This window comes from Parapedobacter pyrenivorans, from assembly GCF_014636865.1.
GTDB lineage: Bacteria > Bacteroidota > Bacteroidia > Sphingobacteriales > Sphingobacteriaceae > Parapedobacter > Parapedobacter pyrenivorans.
Map to the genome: position 1 here is coordinate 2,404,419 of NZ_BMER01000001.1, position 15,533 is coordinate 2,419,951.

The 15,533-nt window shown below is 50.6% G+C and carries 15 protein-coding genes; all 15 read left to right on the forward strand.

Translation table 11 applies throughout. The features are described from left to right. Positions 1 to 54: 54 nt before the first annotated feature. The 15 genes from IEV98_RS09505 to IEV98_RS09575 all read left to right on the forward strand — a co-directional run bounded on the left by IEV98_RS09505 (position 55) and on the right by IEV98_RS09575 (position 15,529). Positions 55 to 1,794, forward strand: a complete 1,740-nt coding sequence (locus tag IEV98_RS09505; protein ID WP_188505608.1) for a GMC family oxidoreductase — start codon at positions 55 to 57, stop codon at positions 1,792 to 1,794. Positions 1,795 to 1,804: 10 nt separating this feature from the next. Further along, positions 1,805 to 2,434, forward strand: a complete 630-nt coding sequence (locus IEV98_RS09510) for a gluconate 2-dehydrogenase subunit 3 family protein (protein ID WP_188505609.1) — start codon at positions 1,805 to 1,807, stop codon at positions 2,432 to 2,434. Positions 2,435 to 2,452: 18 nt separating this feature from the next. Then, entirely contained in the window at positions 2,453 to 3,901 is a 1,449-nt protein-coding gene (locus IEV98_RS09515) for a Gfo/Idh/MocA family protein (protein ID WP_188505610.1), read from the forward strand. A gap of 9 nt (positions 3,902 to 3,910) precedes the next feature. Beyond that, the gene (locus IEV98_RS09520) at positions 3,911 to 4,558 is read left to right on the forward strand and encodes a 3-keto-disaccharide hydrolase (RefSeq protein ID WP_188505611.1); all 648 of its coding nucleotides are present in this window, start codon (positions 3,911 to 3,913) and stop codon (positions 4,556 to 4,558) included. A gap of 11 nt (positions 4,559 to 4,569) precedes the next feature. Further along, complete coding sequence (locus IEV98_RS09525) at positions 4,570 to 5,301, forward strand: orotidine 5'-phosphate decarboxylase / HUMPS family protein (RefSeq protein WP_188505612.1); 732 nt, start codon at positions 4,570 to 4,572, stop codon at positions 5,299 to 5,301. After that, entirely contained in the window at positions 5,280 to 6,305 is a 1,026-nt protein-coding gene (locus IEV98_RS09530; RefSeq protein ID WP_188505613.1) for a zinc-binding dehydrogenase, read from the forward strand. Before IEV98_RS09525 ends, IEV98_RS09530 begins: the two co-directional genes overlap by 22 nt. A gap of 21 nt (positions 6,306 to 6,326) precedes the next feature. Then, positions 6,327 to 7,136 (forward strand): SDR family oxidoreductase, encoded by an 810-nt coding sequence (locus tag IEV98_RS09535; protein ID WP_188505614.1) that lies wholly within the window; start codon positions 6,327 to 6,329, stop codon positions 7,134 to 7,136. A 3-nt stretch (positions 7,137 to 7,139) separates the two neighbouring features. Next, positions 7,140 to 8,021 (forward strand): sugar phosphate isomerase/epimerase family protein, encoded by an 882-nt coding sequence (locus tag IEV98_RS09540; RefSeq protein WP_188505615.1) that lies wholly within the window; start codon positions 7,140 to 7,142, stop codon positions 8,019 to 8,021. A gap of 16 nt (positions 8,022 to 8,037) precedes the next feature. Then, entirely contained in the window at positions 8,038 to 8,946 is a 909-nt protein-coding gene (locus IEV98_RS09545; RefSeq protein WP_188505616.1) for a PfkB family carbohydrate kinase, read from the forward strand. A gap of 1 nt (position 8,947) precedes the next feature. After that, positions 8,948 to 9,664 (forward strand): MBL fold metallo-hydrolase, encoded by a 717-nt coding sequence (locus IEV98_RS09550; protein ID WP_188505617.1) that lies wholly within the window; start codon positions 8,948 to 8,950, stop codon positions 9,662 to 9,664. A gap of 119 nt (positions 9,665 to 9,783) precedes the next feature. Next, the gene (locus tag IEV98_RS09555) at positions 9,784 to 10,731 is read left to right on the forward strand and encodes a dihydrodipicolinate synthase family protein (protein WP_188505618.1); all 948 of its coding nucleotides are present in this window, start codon (positions 9,784 to 9,786) and stop codon (positions 10,729 to 10,731) included. 79 nt (positions 10,732 to 10,810) lie between these two features. After that, positions 10,811 to 12,004 (forward strand): sialidase family protein, encoded by a 1,194-nt coding sequence (locus IEV98_RS09560; RefSeq protein ID WP_229738646.1) that lies wholly within the window; start codon positions 10,811 to 10,813, stop codon positions 12,002 to 12,004. Positions 12,005 to 12,025: 21 nt separating this feature from the next. Then, positions 12,026 to 13,153 carry a sialidase family protein gene (locus IEV98_RS09565; RefSeq protein ID WP_229738647.1) on the forward strand — a complete coding sequence of 376 codons (1,128 nt, stop codon included), beginning with the start codon at positions 12,026 to 12,028 and terminating at the stop codon, positions 13,151 to 13,153. Between the two features lie 86 nt (positions 13,154 to 13,239). Next, positions 13,240 to 14,577, forward strand: coding sequence for a PhoPQ-activated pathogenicity-related family protein (locus IEV98_RS09570; RefSeq protein WP_229738648.1), 1,338 nt, complete (start codon positions 13,240 to 13,242; stop codon positions 14,575 to 14,577). 49 nt (positions 14,578 to 14,626) lie between these two features. Beyond that, entirely contained in the window at positions 14,627 to 15,529 is a 903-nt protein-coding gene (locus IEV98_RS09575) for a glycerophosphodiester phosphodiesterase family protein (RefSeq protein WP_188505620.1), read from the forward strand. Positions 15,530 to 15,533 lie beyond the last annotated feature (4 nt).

Sequence of the window (15,533 nt, forward strand, 5' to 3'; positions counted from 1 at the left end):
ATATAGAACTTCGAGCTGTCAGAAGCTAACTGATTAATAAACCATAAAATAGGAATGGCATTTAACATCAATGGAGCTAAGGAAAAATACGATGTCATCATTGTTGGGTCTGGTGCAGGCGGAGGTATGTCCGGCTATGTACTGGCACATGCGGGCTTAAAGGTATTGATGCTGGAATCCGGCCCTTTTTTCGATCCGGCTAAAGATTCGCTGCAACTGCGGTGGCCCTGGGAGTCGCCTCGCAGAGGTGCATCGACAAACCGAGCCTTTGGCGATTTTGACGGTGCTTTCGGAGGATGGGAAATCGAAGGGGAGCCTTATACCAATACCGAAGACAGTGAATTCAGGTGGTTCAGATCACGGATGTTGGGAGGGCGCACCAATCACTGGGGCCGTATTTCGCTGCGTTTTGGTCCGAAGGATTTTAAAGGGGGGAGCTTTGACGGGGCGACCGACGACTGGCCCATAACGTATGACGAAGTAAAGCCTTACTATGACAAGGTAGATGTATTGCTGGGTGTGTATGGCACGAATGAAGGATTGGAAAATGATCCCGATGGTATTTTTCTAAAACCGCCCAAACCGAGACTACACGAATTGATGCTTACTGAAGAGGCGAAGAAGAAAGGTATTCCGGTTATTGCCGGGAGATGCTCCGTGCTTACCCAACCGCTTAAGAATAATAGTCAGCGGGGGATATGCTTCAATTGCGGCCAGTGCGGTAGATCCTGTAAGGCTTACGCAGATTTTTCTTCATCTTCTGCTTTGGTCATCCCTGCCATTAGGACCGGTAACCTGGAAGTGCTTCCAAACTCGTTGGTGCGCGAAGTGCTGGTCGATGGGGGTGGGCTCGCCAAGGGGGTTTCCTATATCAATAAGGAAGACATGCAGGAGTACCAGGTTTATGGCGAGCAGGTGATTCTTGCTGCCAGCGCCTGTGAGTCGGCCCGTATCCTGTTGAATTCAAAGTCTAGACAGCATCCGCAGGGACTGGCCAACAGCAGCGGGGTGGTCGGCAAATACCTTCATGATTCTACGGGCGTTAGCGTGTCGGCATATCTTCCGCAACTGAAAGACCGCAAGCGGTATAACGAAGATGGCGTCGGCGCATTGCATATTTATTCGCCGTGGTGGCTTGATAATTCGAAGCTGGACTTCCCAAGAGGATATCACATCGAATACGGTGGTGGAATGAACATGCCCTCCTATGGTTACCTCAGCGATTTACCCCGCTTCAACGGTGCGTTGGCTAAAGTCGATGGTACTGTAAAGAAAAGCGGGGGTTACGGTCGGTCACTAAAAGAAGAATACCGCAGTTACTTCGGGACAAAGGTCGTCTTGGCCGGCCGGGGGCTGGCAATGGCCAGAAAAGACAATTACTGCGAAATTGACCCTAATACCGTCGATAGATACGGTATTCCGGTGTTGAAATTCCATTATAAGTGGCATGATGCTGAGATCAAGCAGGGGAAGCACATGCAAGATACCTTCCACGATCTTTTTACCGATATGGGGGCTGTAATTACTTCCGAATATGTGGGTATCGAGCGGAATTACGGGCTTAAGAAACCGGGCGAAATCATCCATGAGGTGGGTACAGTGAGGATGGGAGATGATCCAAAAACGTCGGCCCTGAATAAATGGTGCCAGGCGCATGACTGCAGGAATCTCTTTGTAGTTGACGGTGCGCCGTTTGTACAACAGGGCGATAAAAACCCGACGTGGACGATATTGGCGTTGTCTATGCGGACGTCAGAATATATTTTGGAACAACGGAAAAAGCATAATCTGTAAGATGTACAAAATGAAACGAAGAGATGCCCTCAAAGCTATCGGCGTATCCGTAATGGCAAGTGGGCTGCTTTTTCATCGATGCAGCAGTGAAAAGGCGAACCGTGTGGTTTCTAGGATTAACCTAGATCTGAAAGATGGCAGAGAACTTTGGGAACGGGAGCGGTTTGAGGAGTTGAATTCCTATACGTTTTTTGATCAGCATGAAAAAGAGACGCTTGTCGAACTGGTCGATCTGATCTTGCCCGCGGATGAGCACTCCCTGAGTGCATCCGAGGTGGAGGTTCCGGATTTTATCGAGTTTATCGTAAAAGATCAACCGGAATTGCAGCAACCGATGCGGGAAGGGCTGAAATGGATCGATGACTACGCGAAACAGCAGTTCCAGGCTATTTTCGTAGGGATAACGATAGGCCAAAAAACACATATCTTGGACCGAATTGCCTATCCTGAACAGGAACGCAGCGAATTGCAGCTGGGTATTTCATTTTTTACACTGCTCAGGGAGCTAACGGCCTCCGGATACTTTACTTCGAAAGCCGGCATCGACTATCTGGGATATGTGGGTAACCGGCCGAATGTTTGGGAGGGGGTTCCGACGGAGATCCTTCGGCAATTTCAACTGACGCATTTAATTACGTAAACCAAAGAATCCAAAAATATGAAGCAAGACAGTAAAAAACAGTCCAGAAGGGACTTCATCAGTACCGCCAGCCTCGCAGTTGCAGGTGTGACCATCGTGCCCCGCCATGTATTGGGTGGTAGGGGATTTATTGCGCCCAGTGATAAGCTGGTAGTCGCCGGCATTGGAGTAGGGGGCAAGGGAAGAAGCGATCTGAAGAACTTTTACGACAGCGGCAAAGCGGAAATTGCCTATCTGTGCGATGTGGATGACCGAATGGCGAAAGAATCCCGGGAACGATTCCCCAAAGCGAAGTATTACCACGATTGGAGGGAATTAATGGACAAGGAATCCAAGCATTTTGATGCAGTGTCGGTGTCCACTCCTGACCATAACCACGCTGTTATTGCTATGGGCGCCATGCAGCTCGGGAAGCACGTATATGTACAGAAACCCATGACCCACGACATCTATGAGGCCCGGAAATTGACGGAAGCGGCAGGGAAGTACAAGGTGGTTACCCAAATGGGTAATCAAGGAGCCTCGGGGGATGGAGTCAGGCAGCTCCGGGAGTGGTTTGACGCTGGCATAATCGGCGATGTGCATACAGTCTATACGTGGACGAATCGTCCCGTATGGCCCCAGGGCATTCCTTGGCCTGCGCAATCGCCCGCTGTTCCCAAAGAACTGGACTGGGATCTTTGGTTAGGGACAGCTCCCTACAAATCATATGTTGACGGACTCATACCGGGCAGCTGGCGGGGATGGTGGGATTACGGTACTGGTGCACTCGGCGATCTGGGCTGCCATCTACTGGAAGCGCCTTTTTCTGTGCTGGATCTGAAGTATCCCACTGACGTGCAGGCGACCGTTGGTAGCGTTTATACCGCATTCGGAGAGCGAGGCTATTTTGAGGACAGCTGCCCGCCGTCGGGCTATGCCATATTGACCTTTCCCAAAACCAGTAAAACGCAAGGAGAGATAAAGTTGCATTGGATGGATGGCGGGATCAAGCCAATGAGGCCGGATGAATTGGAAGCAGACGAAATCATGGGCGACGGCAACAGCGGCATCCTGTTTATCGGTACGAAAGGAAAAATGATGGCCAGTGAATACGCTGCCAATCCGAGGCTGATCCCAGTCTCGAAGACGAAGGAAGTAACCGTTCCGAAGCGGTATGAGCGGGTGAAAGACGGTGCCGATGGGCACTACGCGCAGTGGGTAGAAGGTGCTATTGCAGGCTATGGCAACGCCAAGCTGAGTGCGCCTTTCGAATTGGCAGGTCCATTGACGGAAACCGTATTGATGGCCAACTTGGCGATCCGGGTGGCTGACATTCCCCAGCCGCGGCCCAACGGTAAGGGTTTTATTTATCCTGGAAGCAATAAGTTGATGAAATGGGATAGCGCGAACATGCGGATTACCAATTATGAAGATGCAAATCAGTTTGTGAAGCGCGAATACAGAAAGGGTTGGGGACCATTATAAAATAAACAGATGAAATCGAGTATACTAAGTTATGCGATCGCCTGCTGCCTGACCCTGTGGTTTACCGGTGCGGCAGCACAAACGGGCCGTTGGGTATCGCTGTTTGACGGAAAGACATTGAACGGATGGAAGGCCAGCGAAAATGAATCGTCCTTCCGTGTGGAAGATGGCTGCATCGTGCAGGAAGGACCACGGTCCCATTTGTTTTATGTGGGCAATGTAAGCGGTCATGTATTCAAGAATTTTGAATTCAAGGCTAAAGTATATACATTCGAGAACGCCAACTCCGGTTTGTACTTTCATACCCGGTTCCAGGAAACGGGATTCCCTAATTACGGATATGAAGTACAGGTCAACAACTCCCATCGAGATGCTATCCGTACGGGTAGCCTTTACAATGTGGTTGATGTTGCCGATAAATATGCTGTTGATGGTGAGTGGTTTGAACTGTATATCCACGTGATGGATAACCATGTGGTTATCAAAGTGGACGGTACGACGGTGGTGGATTATACCCAGATGGCCGACAAAGGCCGATTGGTAAGGCAGGAGGATCATTTCGGCCGCTATGTGGATTCCGGAACCTTCGCCATCCAGGCACACGATCCGAATTCAAAAGTGATGTATAAAGATATTCAAGTAAGGATTTTAGATTAAGCACGTAGCAAATGAAACCGATTGTTCAGATCTCATTGGATCTTACAGATATTGAAGAGGCGGTAAAGACCGCCCATACCGCCCTGCAGGCTGGAGTCGACTGGTTGGAAGTGGGTACACCGCTGGTATTGGCAGAGGGCCTGCATGGGGTACGCCGATTGAGAAGCGAATTCCCGGATACGCCGTTGGTGGTCGACCTGAAAACCATGGACGGCGGCTACCTGGAAGCGGAGATGATGGCCAAGGCAGGTGCGACGCACGTGGTGGTGATGGGAAGGGCCCATGCTGAAACCATCAAATGCGTGGTGCAGGCGGGGCGTGATTTCGGTGTGAAGGTGATGGGGGATAACCTGGCCTGCGACTCCATGATAGACGGCGCCAGGTTTTTGGAGGATCTGGGATGTGATTACGTCATCCACCACATCGGTTACGACGAACGGCGCGGATTGGTTGCCCAGGGCTTGCCTTGTCCCAGTCCGCTGGACCAGCTTGCCGAAGTGGTGGAAGCGGTCAATGTGCCCGTTCAAGCTGTGGGTGGGCTGTCCATTGACCAGGCCATCTCGTGCCCATCCTACGGCGCACCACTGGTGGTGCTTGGAGCGCCACTCACCATTGATGCCGATTCCTTCAAAACATCGAGCAGCAACGACCTCCCCAGTGTATTACGGACCATCTGTGAGCATATTCATTCGCAGCAAATTAGTAAGAAATATAAACAACCATGGAGTTTTTATCAGTCGTAAATTTTGACCGCCAAAAGGGTTCGGTGGAACTCCGGAAAGTCCCCAAACCTTTACCTAAAAGCGATGAGGTTATCTTGGAAGTTAAGAGTGTGGGCGTCTGCGGCAGCGACCTGCACCAATGGACTTCCAGCCACAGTTGGCCGGTGAATTATCCGGTTATCCTGGGCCATGAATTTGCGGGGGTGATCCATGAAACCGGTCCGGAGGTAAAAAACTGGAACGTCGGTGACCGGGTGGTCAGTGAAACGGCCGCCATAATCGATCCGGACAATCCGCTGTCGAAAGTGGGATTGTATAACCTTGATCCGTCGCGGAAAGGATTCGGTTACGGCGTTAACGGAGCGATGACCAAATACGTTGCAGTACCTGCCCGTTGCCTGCACCGCATACCGGATACCCTTGAGTTTGAGCGGGCCTGCCTGACCGAACCGTGCAGCGTGGCCTACAATGCGGTGGTGAACAATGCCGATATCCGGCCTGGAGATCGGGTGCTGGTCATCGGGCCCGGTACCATCGGGATGCTCTGTGCCCTGATGGCCCAGCTAAGGGGTGCTGAAGTGGCTATTGTAGGATTGGAAAGTGACCGGGTACGGCTAGACGTCGCAGCGGCCTACGGTATACAACCGCTCACCGGCGACGCAGGGGTGTGGGCGAGGGAATTGGACGGAATGGGGGTCGACTGCGTGATTGATTCCGCAGGGATCAGCCATACGCTCCAAAATGCGATCGATTGGGTGCGACCCAACGGACAGGTCGTTAAAGTAGGTTGGGGACCACAACCTATCGGGTTTTCACTTGATCCCATCGTGCAGAAGAATGTACGAATCCAGGGTAGTTTCAGTCACAACTGGCCCGTATGGGAGAAAGTGATTAGGCTTTTGGCTACAGGCCGCTTGGATATTGGCAATATTATCGGGGGTATGTGGCCCTTGGAAGACTGGGAAGTGGCTTTCCGTAAAATGAAGGATGGTGAAGTCATCAAAAGTGTGTTGATACCGAAATAATGACCAATTGGAAGGAATATCATGCAAAACGACCTATTAAAAGATAAGGTGATCATCGTCACTGGTGCATTCGGAGGCATCGGGCTCGCGATTGCGAAGGCCTGTTTGAATGCCGGAGCACAGGTGCTGCTGCACGGGCGCAGCGAACGGAATCAAACCGATGCACTTAGCTACCTGGACGGCGGGGATCGCGTCGAACCGTTCGTCGGTGACGTAACGCGCGCGAACTTTGCTCAAGATCTGGTGAATGCCACGATACGCCGTTTCGGCAAAATCAACGGCATCGTCAACAATGCAGCTTATGTAGTCTCCTCGAATGTAGGCAATACGACGCTCGCGCTGTTCCGCGAAGTATTGGAAGTAAATTCACTGGCACCGTTTGCGATCATTCAATCGGCGCTGCCCCATCTGGCGGAAACCAGGGGGGCGGTGGTCAATATCGGCTCCGTTAATGCCTATGCCGGAGAACCGACGCTATTGGCTTACAGTGTTTCAAAGGGTGCGTTGATGACGCTTACAAGAAACCTGGGCGATAGCCTGCACAGGGATTTCGGTATACGGGTCAACCAATTGAATGTGGGATGGGTGTTGACCGAAAAAGAACAGGAACGGAAAGTGGGACACGGTTTACCCGCTGATTGGTATACCCTTATTTCACCGATGTATGCTCCCGCCCGGAGGTTGCTGGATCCGATGGAAGTGGCGAATTCAGCCGTTTTGTGGCTTTCGGATTCGCTGGGCCCGGTAAGCGGACAAGCTATCGAGCTGGAGCAGCATCCCATTATCGGAAGAAATCCCGAAAAGAACTTAGAAGCCCTAGACATCGATTAAAATATGCCCAAATTAGCCGTATTCCCGAAAGCGTTCATGAAAGCGCTTTGCGTAACGGGAGAAATGACACTCGACGAATGGATTGATCTGGCGTCGGAACTGGAAATCGACGGACTCGAATGGTACGCCGGCTTTCTGGGAATGGAAGATTCTAATAACTGGAGCCGCTACCGAAACCGGGTAAGCGACGCTGGACTAGAGATACCGATGATGTGCTGTTCGCCGGACTTTACCCATCCGGATCCGGTGTTCAGAAAGGAACAGATCCGGAAGCAGAAACAATGGATCGATATGACACATGCCTTGGGAGGCCGCTATTGCCGTGTCCTGTCGGGCCAGCGGCGGCCGGAGCTTTCCCTGGACGAAGGCGTAAAGTTGGCGGTGGATTCGATCCATGAATGCCTTGACTATGCCCGTACGCTTGACATTACCTTAATCTTGGAAAATCATTACAAAGACGACTTCTGGAAGTTCCCGGAATTTGCGCAGAAGGCTGCGGTATTCTGTCAGATCGTCGAGGCAATTGACGACCCCTATTTCGGGGTGAATTATGACCCGAGTAATACGTTTCTTGCCGGTGAAGATCCATTGGAGCTGTTGGAAAAGGTAAAATACCGCATCAAGACGATGCATGCAAGCGACCGGTACCTGGTGGGTGGAACGATCGAAGACCTGCGGAAAATGGAAGATAATAGCGAAGGGTATGCCTCGGTATTGCGGCATGGCGAAATCGGTAAAGGACTGAACGATTACGACGCCATCTTCACAACGTTGAAATCCGTCCATTTCGATAGCTGGATCAGTATCGAAGATGGAGTGGACGGCATGGACCAGCTGAAAAGGAGCGTGGATTTCGTGAACCGGAAGATCCAGCAATATTGGTAACCTCGTTAGAAAGGTTATGGGAGAAAGCAATCGAATTTTCTGTTTCGGAGAGGTGCTTTGGGACGAGGTGGAAGGCGTGGATTTCCCGGGGGGTGCGCCGCTGAACGTGGCGTATCATATGGCGAAAGACGACCGCTTCGACGTGTACATGATCAGCAGCGTTGGAGGCGATGCAGCGGGTAAGCGTATGCTATCGCTCATTGACGGTTGGTCAATCAATGCGCGGTTTATACAATCCAATGACGACTACGCCACCGGTCGGGTGGTTGCCAATGTGTTGGACAGGAATAATGTGTCTTATGATATCTTGCGGCCCGTAGCGTGGGATCATATTCAGAAAGATAGTGAACTGAGTACCTATATTCCGGAAAATGCGTGCTTGATCTTCGGCAGTCTTGCCTGTCGGAATTCGGTTTCCAGGCAGACCCTGCTCAACCTGTTGTCCAAAAAGTGTTTACGTGTGTTCGACATTAATCTACGGGGTAACTACTATGACAGGCAGACGTTGTCCATTTTGCTAAGTAGTACCGATCTGCTGAAAATCAATGAGGAGGAACTCGCCGAGGTGACACGTATTTTTCAGCCTGCTTCGGCGCGAGCGCCCGAGCAGATACAAGTCCGTGCGCTGCTGGGCCGTTTTGGTATTAAGGAGGCGGTCGTAACCCGGGGAGCGGATGGTGCCAGCTATTATACGTTCGATGAACAGGTGGATGCGGCGGGTATAACGGTGCCGGTGGCCGATACCATTGGCTGCGGTGATGCCTTTTTGGCGGCCTTCCTGCGGCATCGGCTTGGCGGCGCGACGGTGGAGGTCGCGCTGACCCACGCGGTATTGACGGGAGCGTTTATTGCAGAACAACCGGGCGGCTGTCCGGCGTATAAGCTGGCAGACCTTGACGCATTTATGAAAAGCAAATTAGGATAACATGCAGTTGTTACACGGTATATTTCAAGTAGGCGGCGATCTGGTCGGCCTGACCGTTGATGAGCCGGGTGCCATTTGGAACGATTGCAACAGCTATGTAATCCGCCTGGATGAAGGGTTGCTGTTATTCGATGCGGGATGCGGCGACACCATGGATCAGCTGTTTGCCAATATCCGCTATTGGGGGATGGACCCGGCCGATATCCGGTATGCTTTCCTTACCCATCCCCACTACGACCACGCTGGCGGTGGATATGTACTGAAGGATCGTGGCGTACACCTCGTTTCAGGTAAAGAGACGGCCGATGCGGTGCATAAGGGCGACAACCGATGTTGTGGTTATCTCTATCACAAAGTGTTTAACCCATTTGATGTGGATACCATCCTCGATGAAGGCCAGAAGATTACCGTCTTGGGCCTGGAAATCGAAGCTCGATTGATGCCCGGTCATAGCATGGGTTGTACCATCTATTCCTTTGTATGGGAAGGCAAAAAGGTGGTGATCAGTGGTGATGTGATCGGTACAAAGCTGAGCGGCGATTTCGGGTGGTCCGGTTCCATTGATTTCTGTCGCACGGAGTACCTGGATTCCCTGAAACGGATGGCCGATCTGGAAATCGACTATATGCTGCCCGGACACGGCATGGTCTATTTCTCCGGTGCCAAACGCCGTGTGGAGGAAGTGCTGAATACCGCGCTCATGGAGTGGAGGCAGTAAGCGGTGATTCTGACTGGCTAACATCCTATAATATCCCGCCAATTTGGTATAGAACTGTGGCAGTCGCTTAGTCTATCTTTGTTTTCGTCAATTACAATACAACATTACCGAGAATATCAATGAGCAAAAAAAGTAAGGGATATATTCCCGTTATGCTAACCCCTTTCACGGAAAGCGGAGCTGTCGATTTTGCCGGGTTGACCAAACTTACAGAGCTTTACCTCCGGGCTGGTGCAGCAGGCCTGTTTGCCAACTGCCAATCGAGCGAGATGTTTAATTTATCAGGGGAAGAAATGCTAGCTGTAACCGAGCACGTGCTGCGTATCGCAGATGGCGCTGTACCCGTAGTGGCTACCGGTACCTTTGGCGGGCCAGTGGAAAAACAGGCGGACTTTGTAAAGCAGTTATATGGGACCGGTGTGGAAGCCGTGATTGTAATTACCAATATGCTAACGGAAGAGTCGGAAAGCGCAGCGCTATTTGATGAACGTTTTGGACAATTGCTCGACGCCACACCGGGTATTCCTTTGGGATTCTATGAATGCCCGGAGCCCTTTAAGCGCGTATTGACTGCGGAGCAACTGAAGCGCTTCGTGGGTACCGGTCGTGTTATTTACCACAAAGACACCTGTTTGGATATTGAGCAGATTAAAGCGAAGCTGGATGCGACCAGGGGAGTAGCTGATTTTGGTTTGTATGATGCCTATATGGTTCATGCTGTGGAATCGTTAAAAGCCGGTTCTGCCGGCCTGTCCTGCATCCAGGGAAATTATTATCCGGAACTGATCGTTTGGTTATGTAACCACTACGATAACAACGAATCGGCAGATCAGGTAGCAATCGTACAACAGTTCTTTATCGATCATATGGACATTATGCACGCTGTGTATCCGGTGGTCGCCAAATATTTTCTCCAAAAAAGAGGACTGCCTATTTCTACGTTCACCCGGAAGAATGCCGGGGTATTCGACGAAACCGTTAAAAAGCGCGTGGATTTGTTCTACCTGCAGTTTCGGCAACTATTGGAACAGATTGAATTAATTCCCAACGGCATGATGCTATCGTAGATTTCCGTAAAGCATATGATATTTTCAGCATTGTCTGGAATTAGTTGATATTTTTGAAGCAGGACCCATGGACAAGATTATGAAAAGGATTTTGTGGTTATTGTTGATTAATTTCGGATGGATTGTACCTTCAATTTCGCAAGATATGGGATTATCCAAGATAGGCGGAACCATTATTGCCCATCAGGCCGCTTCAACGCAACAATATATCGGCTCGCCGAGTATTGCGATTTTGCCGACTGGCGATTACATCGCATCTCATGATCTTTTCGGACCTGAAAGTTCGGAATTTGTGCAAGCCCTGACGCGCGTCTATCGCTCATCTGACAAAGGAAAAACATGGAAGCAGGTCAGCGAAATCCAGGGAGCATTTTGGTCCAGTTTATTTGTCAATCGTGGTGCGTTGTATCTACTCGGACCTGACCGGCATCACGGTACGGTACTAATCCGCCGGTCGGACGATGGAGGAGATACCTGGAGCCATCCAACGGGAACAGAAGATGGGCTCTTGTTGAAAGGCATGTTCCATTGTGCCCCTATGCCGGTGATCGAGCATAACGGGCGTTTATGGCGCGGGATGGAGACGGCTCATGGCCCGATTCAGGAGTGGGGCAAGCGTTATGGCGCGATGATGATGTCGGCGCCTGTCGATGCTGATTTGCTGAAAGCGAACAGCTGGACCACCAGCAATTCGCTATTTTACGACTCGACTTACCTGGAGGGAAATTTTACCGGTTGGCTGGAGGGGAATGCTGTTGTGACGCTGGATGGCGGTATGGCGGATATCTTGCGGGTAGACGACCGCACAACGCATGAAGAAAAGGCGGCGATGGTTAAAATCAGTGCCGATGGAAAGGTAGCTTCATTCGATCCCAAAACCGGGTTTATACCGTTCCCCGGCGGCAGTAAGAAGTTTGCGATCCGTTTCGACGAAACGTCAGGCCGTTATTGGACGTTGAGCAATATCATCCCTGAGGAGTTCCGGAAGCAGTATCCGAAAAGAAACGCTGCGAGTTTCCGGAATACGCTGGCACTCATGAGCTCAGTCGATTTGCTCAATTGGCAAGTCCATGAGCTAGTCCTGCAACATCCCGATGTGATTAATCACGGCTTCCAATATGTCGACTGGCTTGTCGATGGCGAAGATATGATTATGGCCAGTCGGACGGCCTACGACGACGGAAAGGAAATTGCGAACAATAATCACGATGCGAACTTCCTGACATTTCACCGTATCGAAGGTTTTCGCGAAAAAGCAAAACGAATATTGTAAACATAAACACAACAGCTAAACATGAAGAAGCAAGCAGGGATTTTTTTACTCATTCTCGCCATCTTTTGCATGACGTGTACCCAATCCAACGACCATGCCGGGCGCTTTCAGCTACCGCCAAAAGCGGACACCACAGATGCAGCTTACCTACGCGGCGAGCTCATTTATCCATTGGACAATAGACCGACACCCGAGTGCCACGCTTCTACGATCGTAGAAACGCCTGACGGATTGGTCACTGCCTTTTTTGCCGGTACACATGAAAATAATCCAGATGTCGGCATCCGTGTTTCAAGGCTGGTCGACGGTGAATGGACATGGCCGGAAGAAGTGGCCGATGGCGTACAGAACGATACATTACGGTATCCGTGTTGGAACCCTGTGTTGTTTCAACCAAAAGGCGGAGACCTGATGCTGTTCTATAAGGTGGGGCCCAGTCCGCAAACTTGGTGGGGTATGGTGATTACATCGAACGATAATGGGCACACTTGGTCGGAACCCCAGGTATTGGGCGAAGACGCAAAGATCGGACATCTGCTGGGCCCAGTCAAGAATAAAGCCGTCCAGTTGGCCGACGGAACGATCATTGCACCAACGAGCATTGAATATCCGAAAGAAGATGGCGAAGATCAGGATTGGCGTGTGTACTTTGAAATCAGCAAGGACTTGGGGCAGACGTGGGAAGTTGTCGGTCCAATTAACGACGGTGTGGAGTTTGACGCCATCCAACCCAGTGTCTTGACGTATCCGGATGGCAAACTACAGGTAATCTGCCGCACACGGCAGGACGTACTGGCAGAAAGTTGGTCGGAGGATCAAGGACGGACTTGGAGTGAAATGAAGGCCATGACATTACCCAATCCGAATTCAGGTACGGATGCAGTAACCTTGACGGATGGCCGCCAACTGCTGATATACAATCACTCCACTAAGAAAGGGAAAGAACCCAAAGATAGGAATATATTGAATTTGGCGCTATCGGAAGATGGGAAAGCCTGGACGCCGGTAATGACATTGGAGAACGAACCGATTGAAGATGGATATGCCTATCCGGCGATTATCCAATCGGCCGATGGGCTGGTGCATATTACCTATACTTACAATAGGCGATCGATTAAATATGTGGTGGTTGATCCCAACGAATTGTAATGCTAACCAATACCCCATTCACTATGTTTACATTTGACACCCCAATCGGCAATAGTTGTCGTAGTCGGTTATGCTGGATCAGCTGTTTGCTATTATTATCGATAATCGCTCGCGGCCAGCAGCCTGCACCCGTTACGCCGGAAACGGCACTTTACAGCTACCTGAACAATGGAGATAAGGCCTACACATGGGAAATCAGGGATAGCCTGGTGTTTGATAAGGGTACGATTTTTCAAGTATTGCTTACCTCCCAGCGGTGGCGGGAGCATACGTGGAGACATCAGTTGAATGTCATTGTGCCGAAGGAGGTGACGTACGACGGCGGATTGTTGTTTATCAGCAGCGGACGTATGCAGAAAGACGATCCCACGACACCCGAGTGGCATGACCTGGCAAAAGATGGGCTCATACAGGACGTCGCACGTATGTCGGTGGAGAATAAGGCAGTTGCGGCAGTAATTCGCCAGGTGCCCAACCAACCACTCTATGGTGGCCTTGTTGAAGACGAACTGATATCCTATACGCTTCACCAGTTTCAAGAAGATGGTGACTTTTCGTGGCCATTGTTGTTCCCTATGGTGAAAAGTGCTGTGCGCGGTATGGACGCCGTACAGGAGATTGCCGCGAGTCGCTCCGCTAAACCGGTGGAACGATTTGTGGTTTCGGGCTTGTCCAAACGCGGCTGGACCACTTGGCTCACGGCTTCCCAAGATGACCGGGTAGAGGCATTTGCGCCAATGGTCATCGATATTCTGAACATGCCCGTTAATCTGAATTATCAGATCGAAGTATGGAAGGACTATAGTCCGCAAATACAAGATTATGTCGCCCTCGGGCTCGTACAGGATATCGGAAGTGATCGTGGGCAAACCTTAGCCCAGATGATCGATCCGTATTCGTATAGAAAGCAGCTCAATAAGCCGAAAATGCTGTTTATGGGCACTAATGATCAATATTGGGTAATCGATGCCGTGAAACACTATATCGACAGCATACCCGGACAAGACTACATCCACTATGTACCCAACGAAGGCCATGATCTTGGCGATAAGAGGCAGGCTTTCCAAGCGCTTTCCTCGTTTTGGGGGTTTACCCTGCAACATGTGCCATACCCAACGACCGATTATAAGGTTTCTGAAAAGAAGGACGCATTGGAACTGAACATCAGCGCGACCAAGCGGAGGCTGGAGGGAGCGGTCATTTGGAGTGCCGTTTCTGATGATCAGGACTTTCGCGACGAGACTTGGGTAAGGAGGGATTTGCAATTGGCGCACAAACGAAGGTTCAAGGTGCGTGAGGCGCTGCCAGATTCGGGCTATAAGGCCTTTTATGTTGACTTGAAGTACCGAGACGAGAACGGACGCACATACACCCAGAGTACCCGGGTGTTTGTTGGCGACAATAATTCATTTTTTATTGACTAAACGGTGAATTCAACATCGAAAAGCCGTATGGTAAATGCAATATCCCCCCATGTCAAAAAACGTAAATAAGGTAATCTGGAGGCATTTGATTGTAGGCCATTTGTTGCTCGCGATGGCAATTTCCTGCACCATGCCGCGAAGCCGGGTAGATAACATCTGGAAGGTCTACCACGACGAACCCCAAACGGTATTGGTGGCCGCACATCGGGGAGCACACCGGTCGGTGCCTGAGAACTCGTTGGAAGCGATTGACAAGGCCGTCGAAGCGGGTGCGCATATCGTCGAATTGGATGTCCGGCAAACGCGGGATGGTGTATTCATTCTCATGCATGACAAGACCATCGATCGCACGACGACCGGAACGGGCGAAGTAAAAGACAAGACTTATGACGAGTTGAAGGAAGAAATTCGACTGACTCATCAGGGCAAAGCTACTGCTTATCCTATACCTACACTGAAAGAGGCGTTGTTGCGAGCAAAGGACAGGATTCTGGTGGATATCGATTTCAAGGCAGATGGCATGCAGGCGCGGTTTGATGCTTATGAGCAGATTGCTGATTTGGGTGTTACGGACCATGTGATCTTCTTTCTTTATGATTATACGGAAATGGCTGCTTTGCTTGCTTATGATCCGCGTATTAAAATCATGCCCCGCGCTTACGATGCCGCGCAGTTGGATGAAATTGTAAGATCAGGTCTTACCGATATCGTACATATCGATCCGTCCTATTATAACGACAAGCTGTTCCGTGATATCAGCCTGCATAGCCCGATGCGCATTTGGGCAAATGCGCTGGGTACACCAGATCAGGAAGAGGCCGCCGGTCAGGGTGGTTACGAGAAATTATTCGGACACCTGTCATACGTCAATGTTGTCCAAACAGATTACCCTGAGCTGATGGTCGGGTATATAGCGGATGTGCACGAAAGAAAACCACAACAAATCAACTAAGCCG

Coding starts and splice junctions, on each gene's coding strand:
- IEV98_RS09550 (WP_188505617.1), top strand. CDS start 8,948: ATGCAGTTGTTACACGGTATATTTCAAGTAGGCGGCGATCTGGTCGGC.
- IEV98_RS09520 (WP_188505611.1), top strand. CDS start 3,911: ATGAAATCGAGTATACTAAGTTATGCGATCGCCTGCTGCCTGACCCTG.
- IEV98_RS09540 (WP_188505615.1), top strand. CDS start 7,140: ATGCCCAAATTAGCCGTATTCCCGAAAGCGTTCATGAAAGCGCTTTGC.
- IEV98_RS09510 (WP_188505609.1), top strand. CDS start 1,805: ATGAAACGAAGAGATGCCCTCAAAGCTATCGGCGTATCCGTAATGGCA.
- IEV98_RS09545 (WP_188505616.1), top strand. CDS start 8,038: ATGGGAGAAAGCAATCGAATTTTCTGTTTCGGAGAGGTGCTTTGGGAC.
- IEV98_RS09525 (WP_188505612.1), top strand. CDS start 4,570: ATGAAACCGATTGTTCAGATCTCATTGGATCTTACAGATATTGAAGAG.
- IEV98_RS09555 (WP_188505618.1), top strand. CDS start 9,784: ATGAGCAAAAAAAGTAAGGGATATATTCCCGTTATGCTAACCCCTTTC.
- IEV98_RS09515 (WP_188505610.1), top strand. CDS start 2,453: ATGAAGCAAGACAGTAAAAAACAGTCCAGAAGGGACTTCATCAGTACC.
- IEV98_RS09530 (WP_188505613.1), top strand. CDS start 5,280: ATGGAGTTTTTATCAGTCGTAAATTTTGACCGCCAAAAGGGTTCGGTG.
- IEV98_RS09575 (WP_188505620.1), top strand. CDS start 14,627: ATGTCAAAAAACGTAAATAAGGTAATCTGGAGGCATTTGATTGTAGGC.
- IEV98_RS09505 (WP_188505608.1), top strand. CDS start 55: ATGGCATTTAACATCAATGGAGCTAAGGAAAAATACGATGTCATCATT.
- IEV98_RS09560 (WP_229738646.1), top strand. CDS start 10,811: ATGAAAAGGATTTTGTGGTTATTGTTGATTAATTTCGGATGGATTGTA.
- IEV98_RS09535 (WP_188505614.1), top strand. CDS start 6,327: ATGCAAAACGACCTATTAAAAGATAAGGTGATCATCGTCACTGGTGCA.
- IEV98_RS09565 (WP_229738647.1), top strand. CDS start 12,026: ATGAAGAAGCAAGCAGGGATTTTTTTACTCATTCTCGCCATCTTTTGC.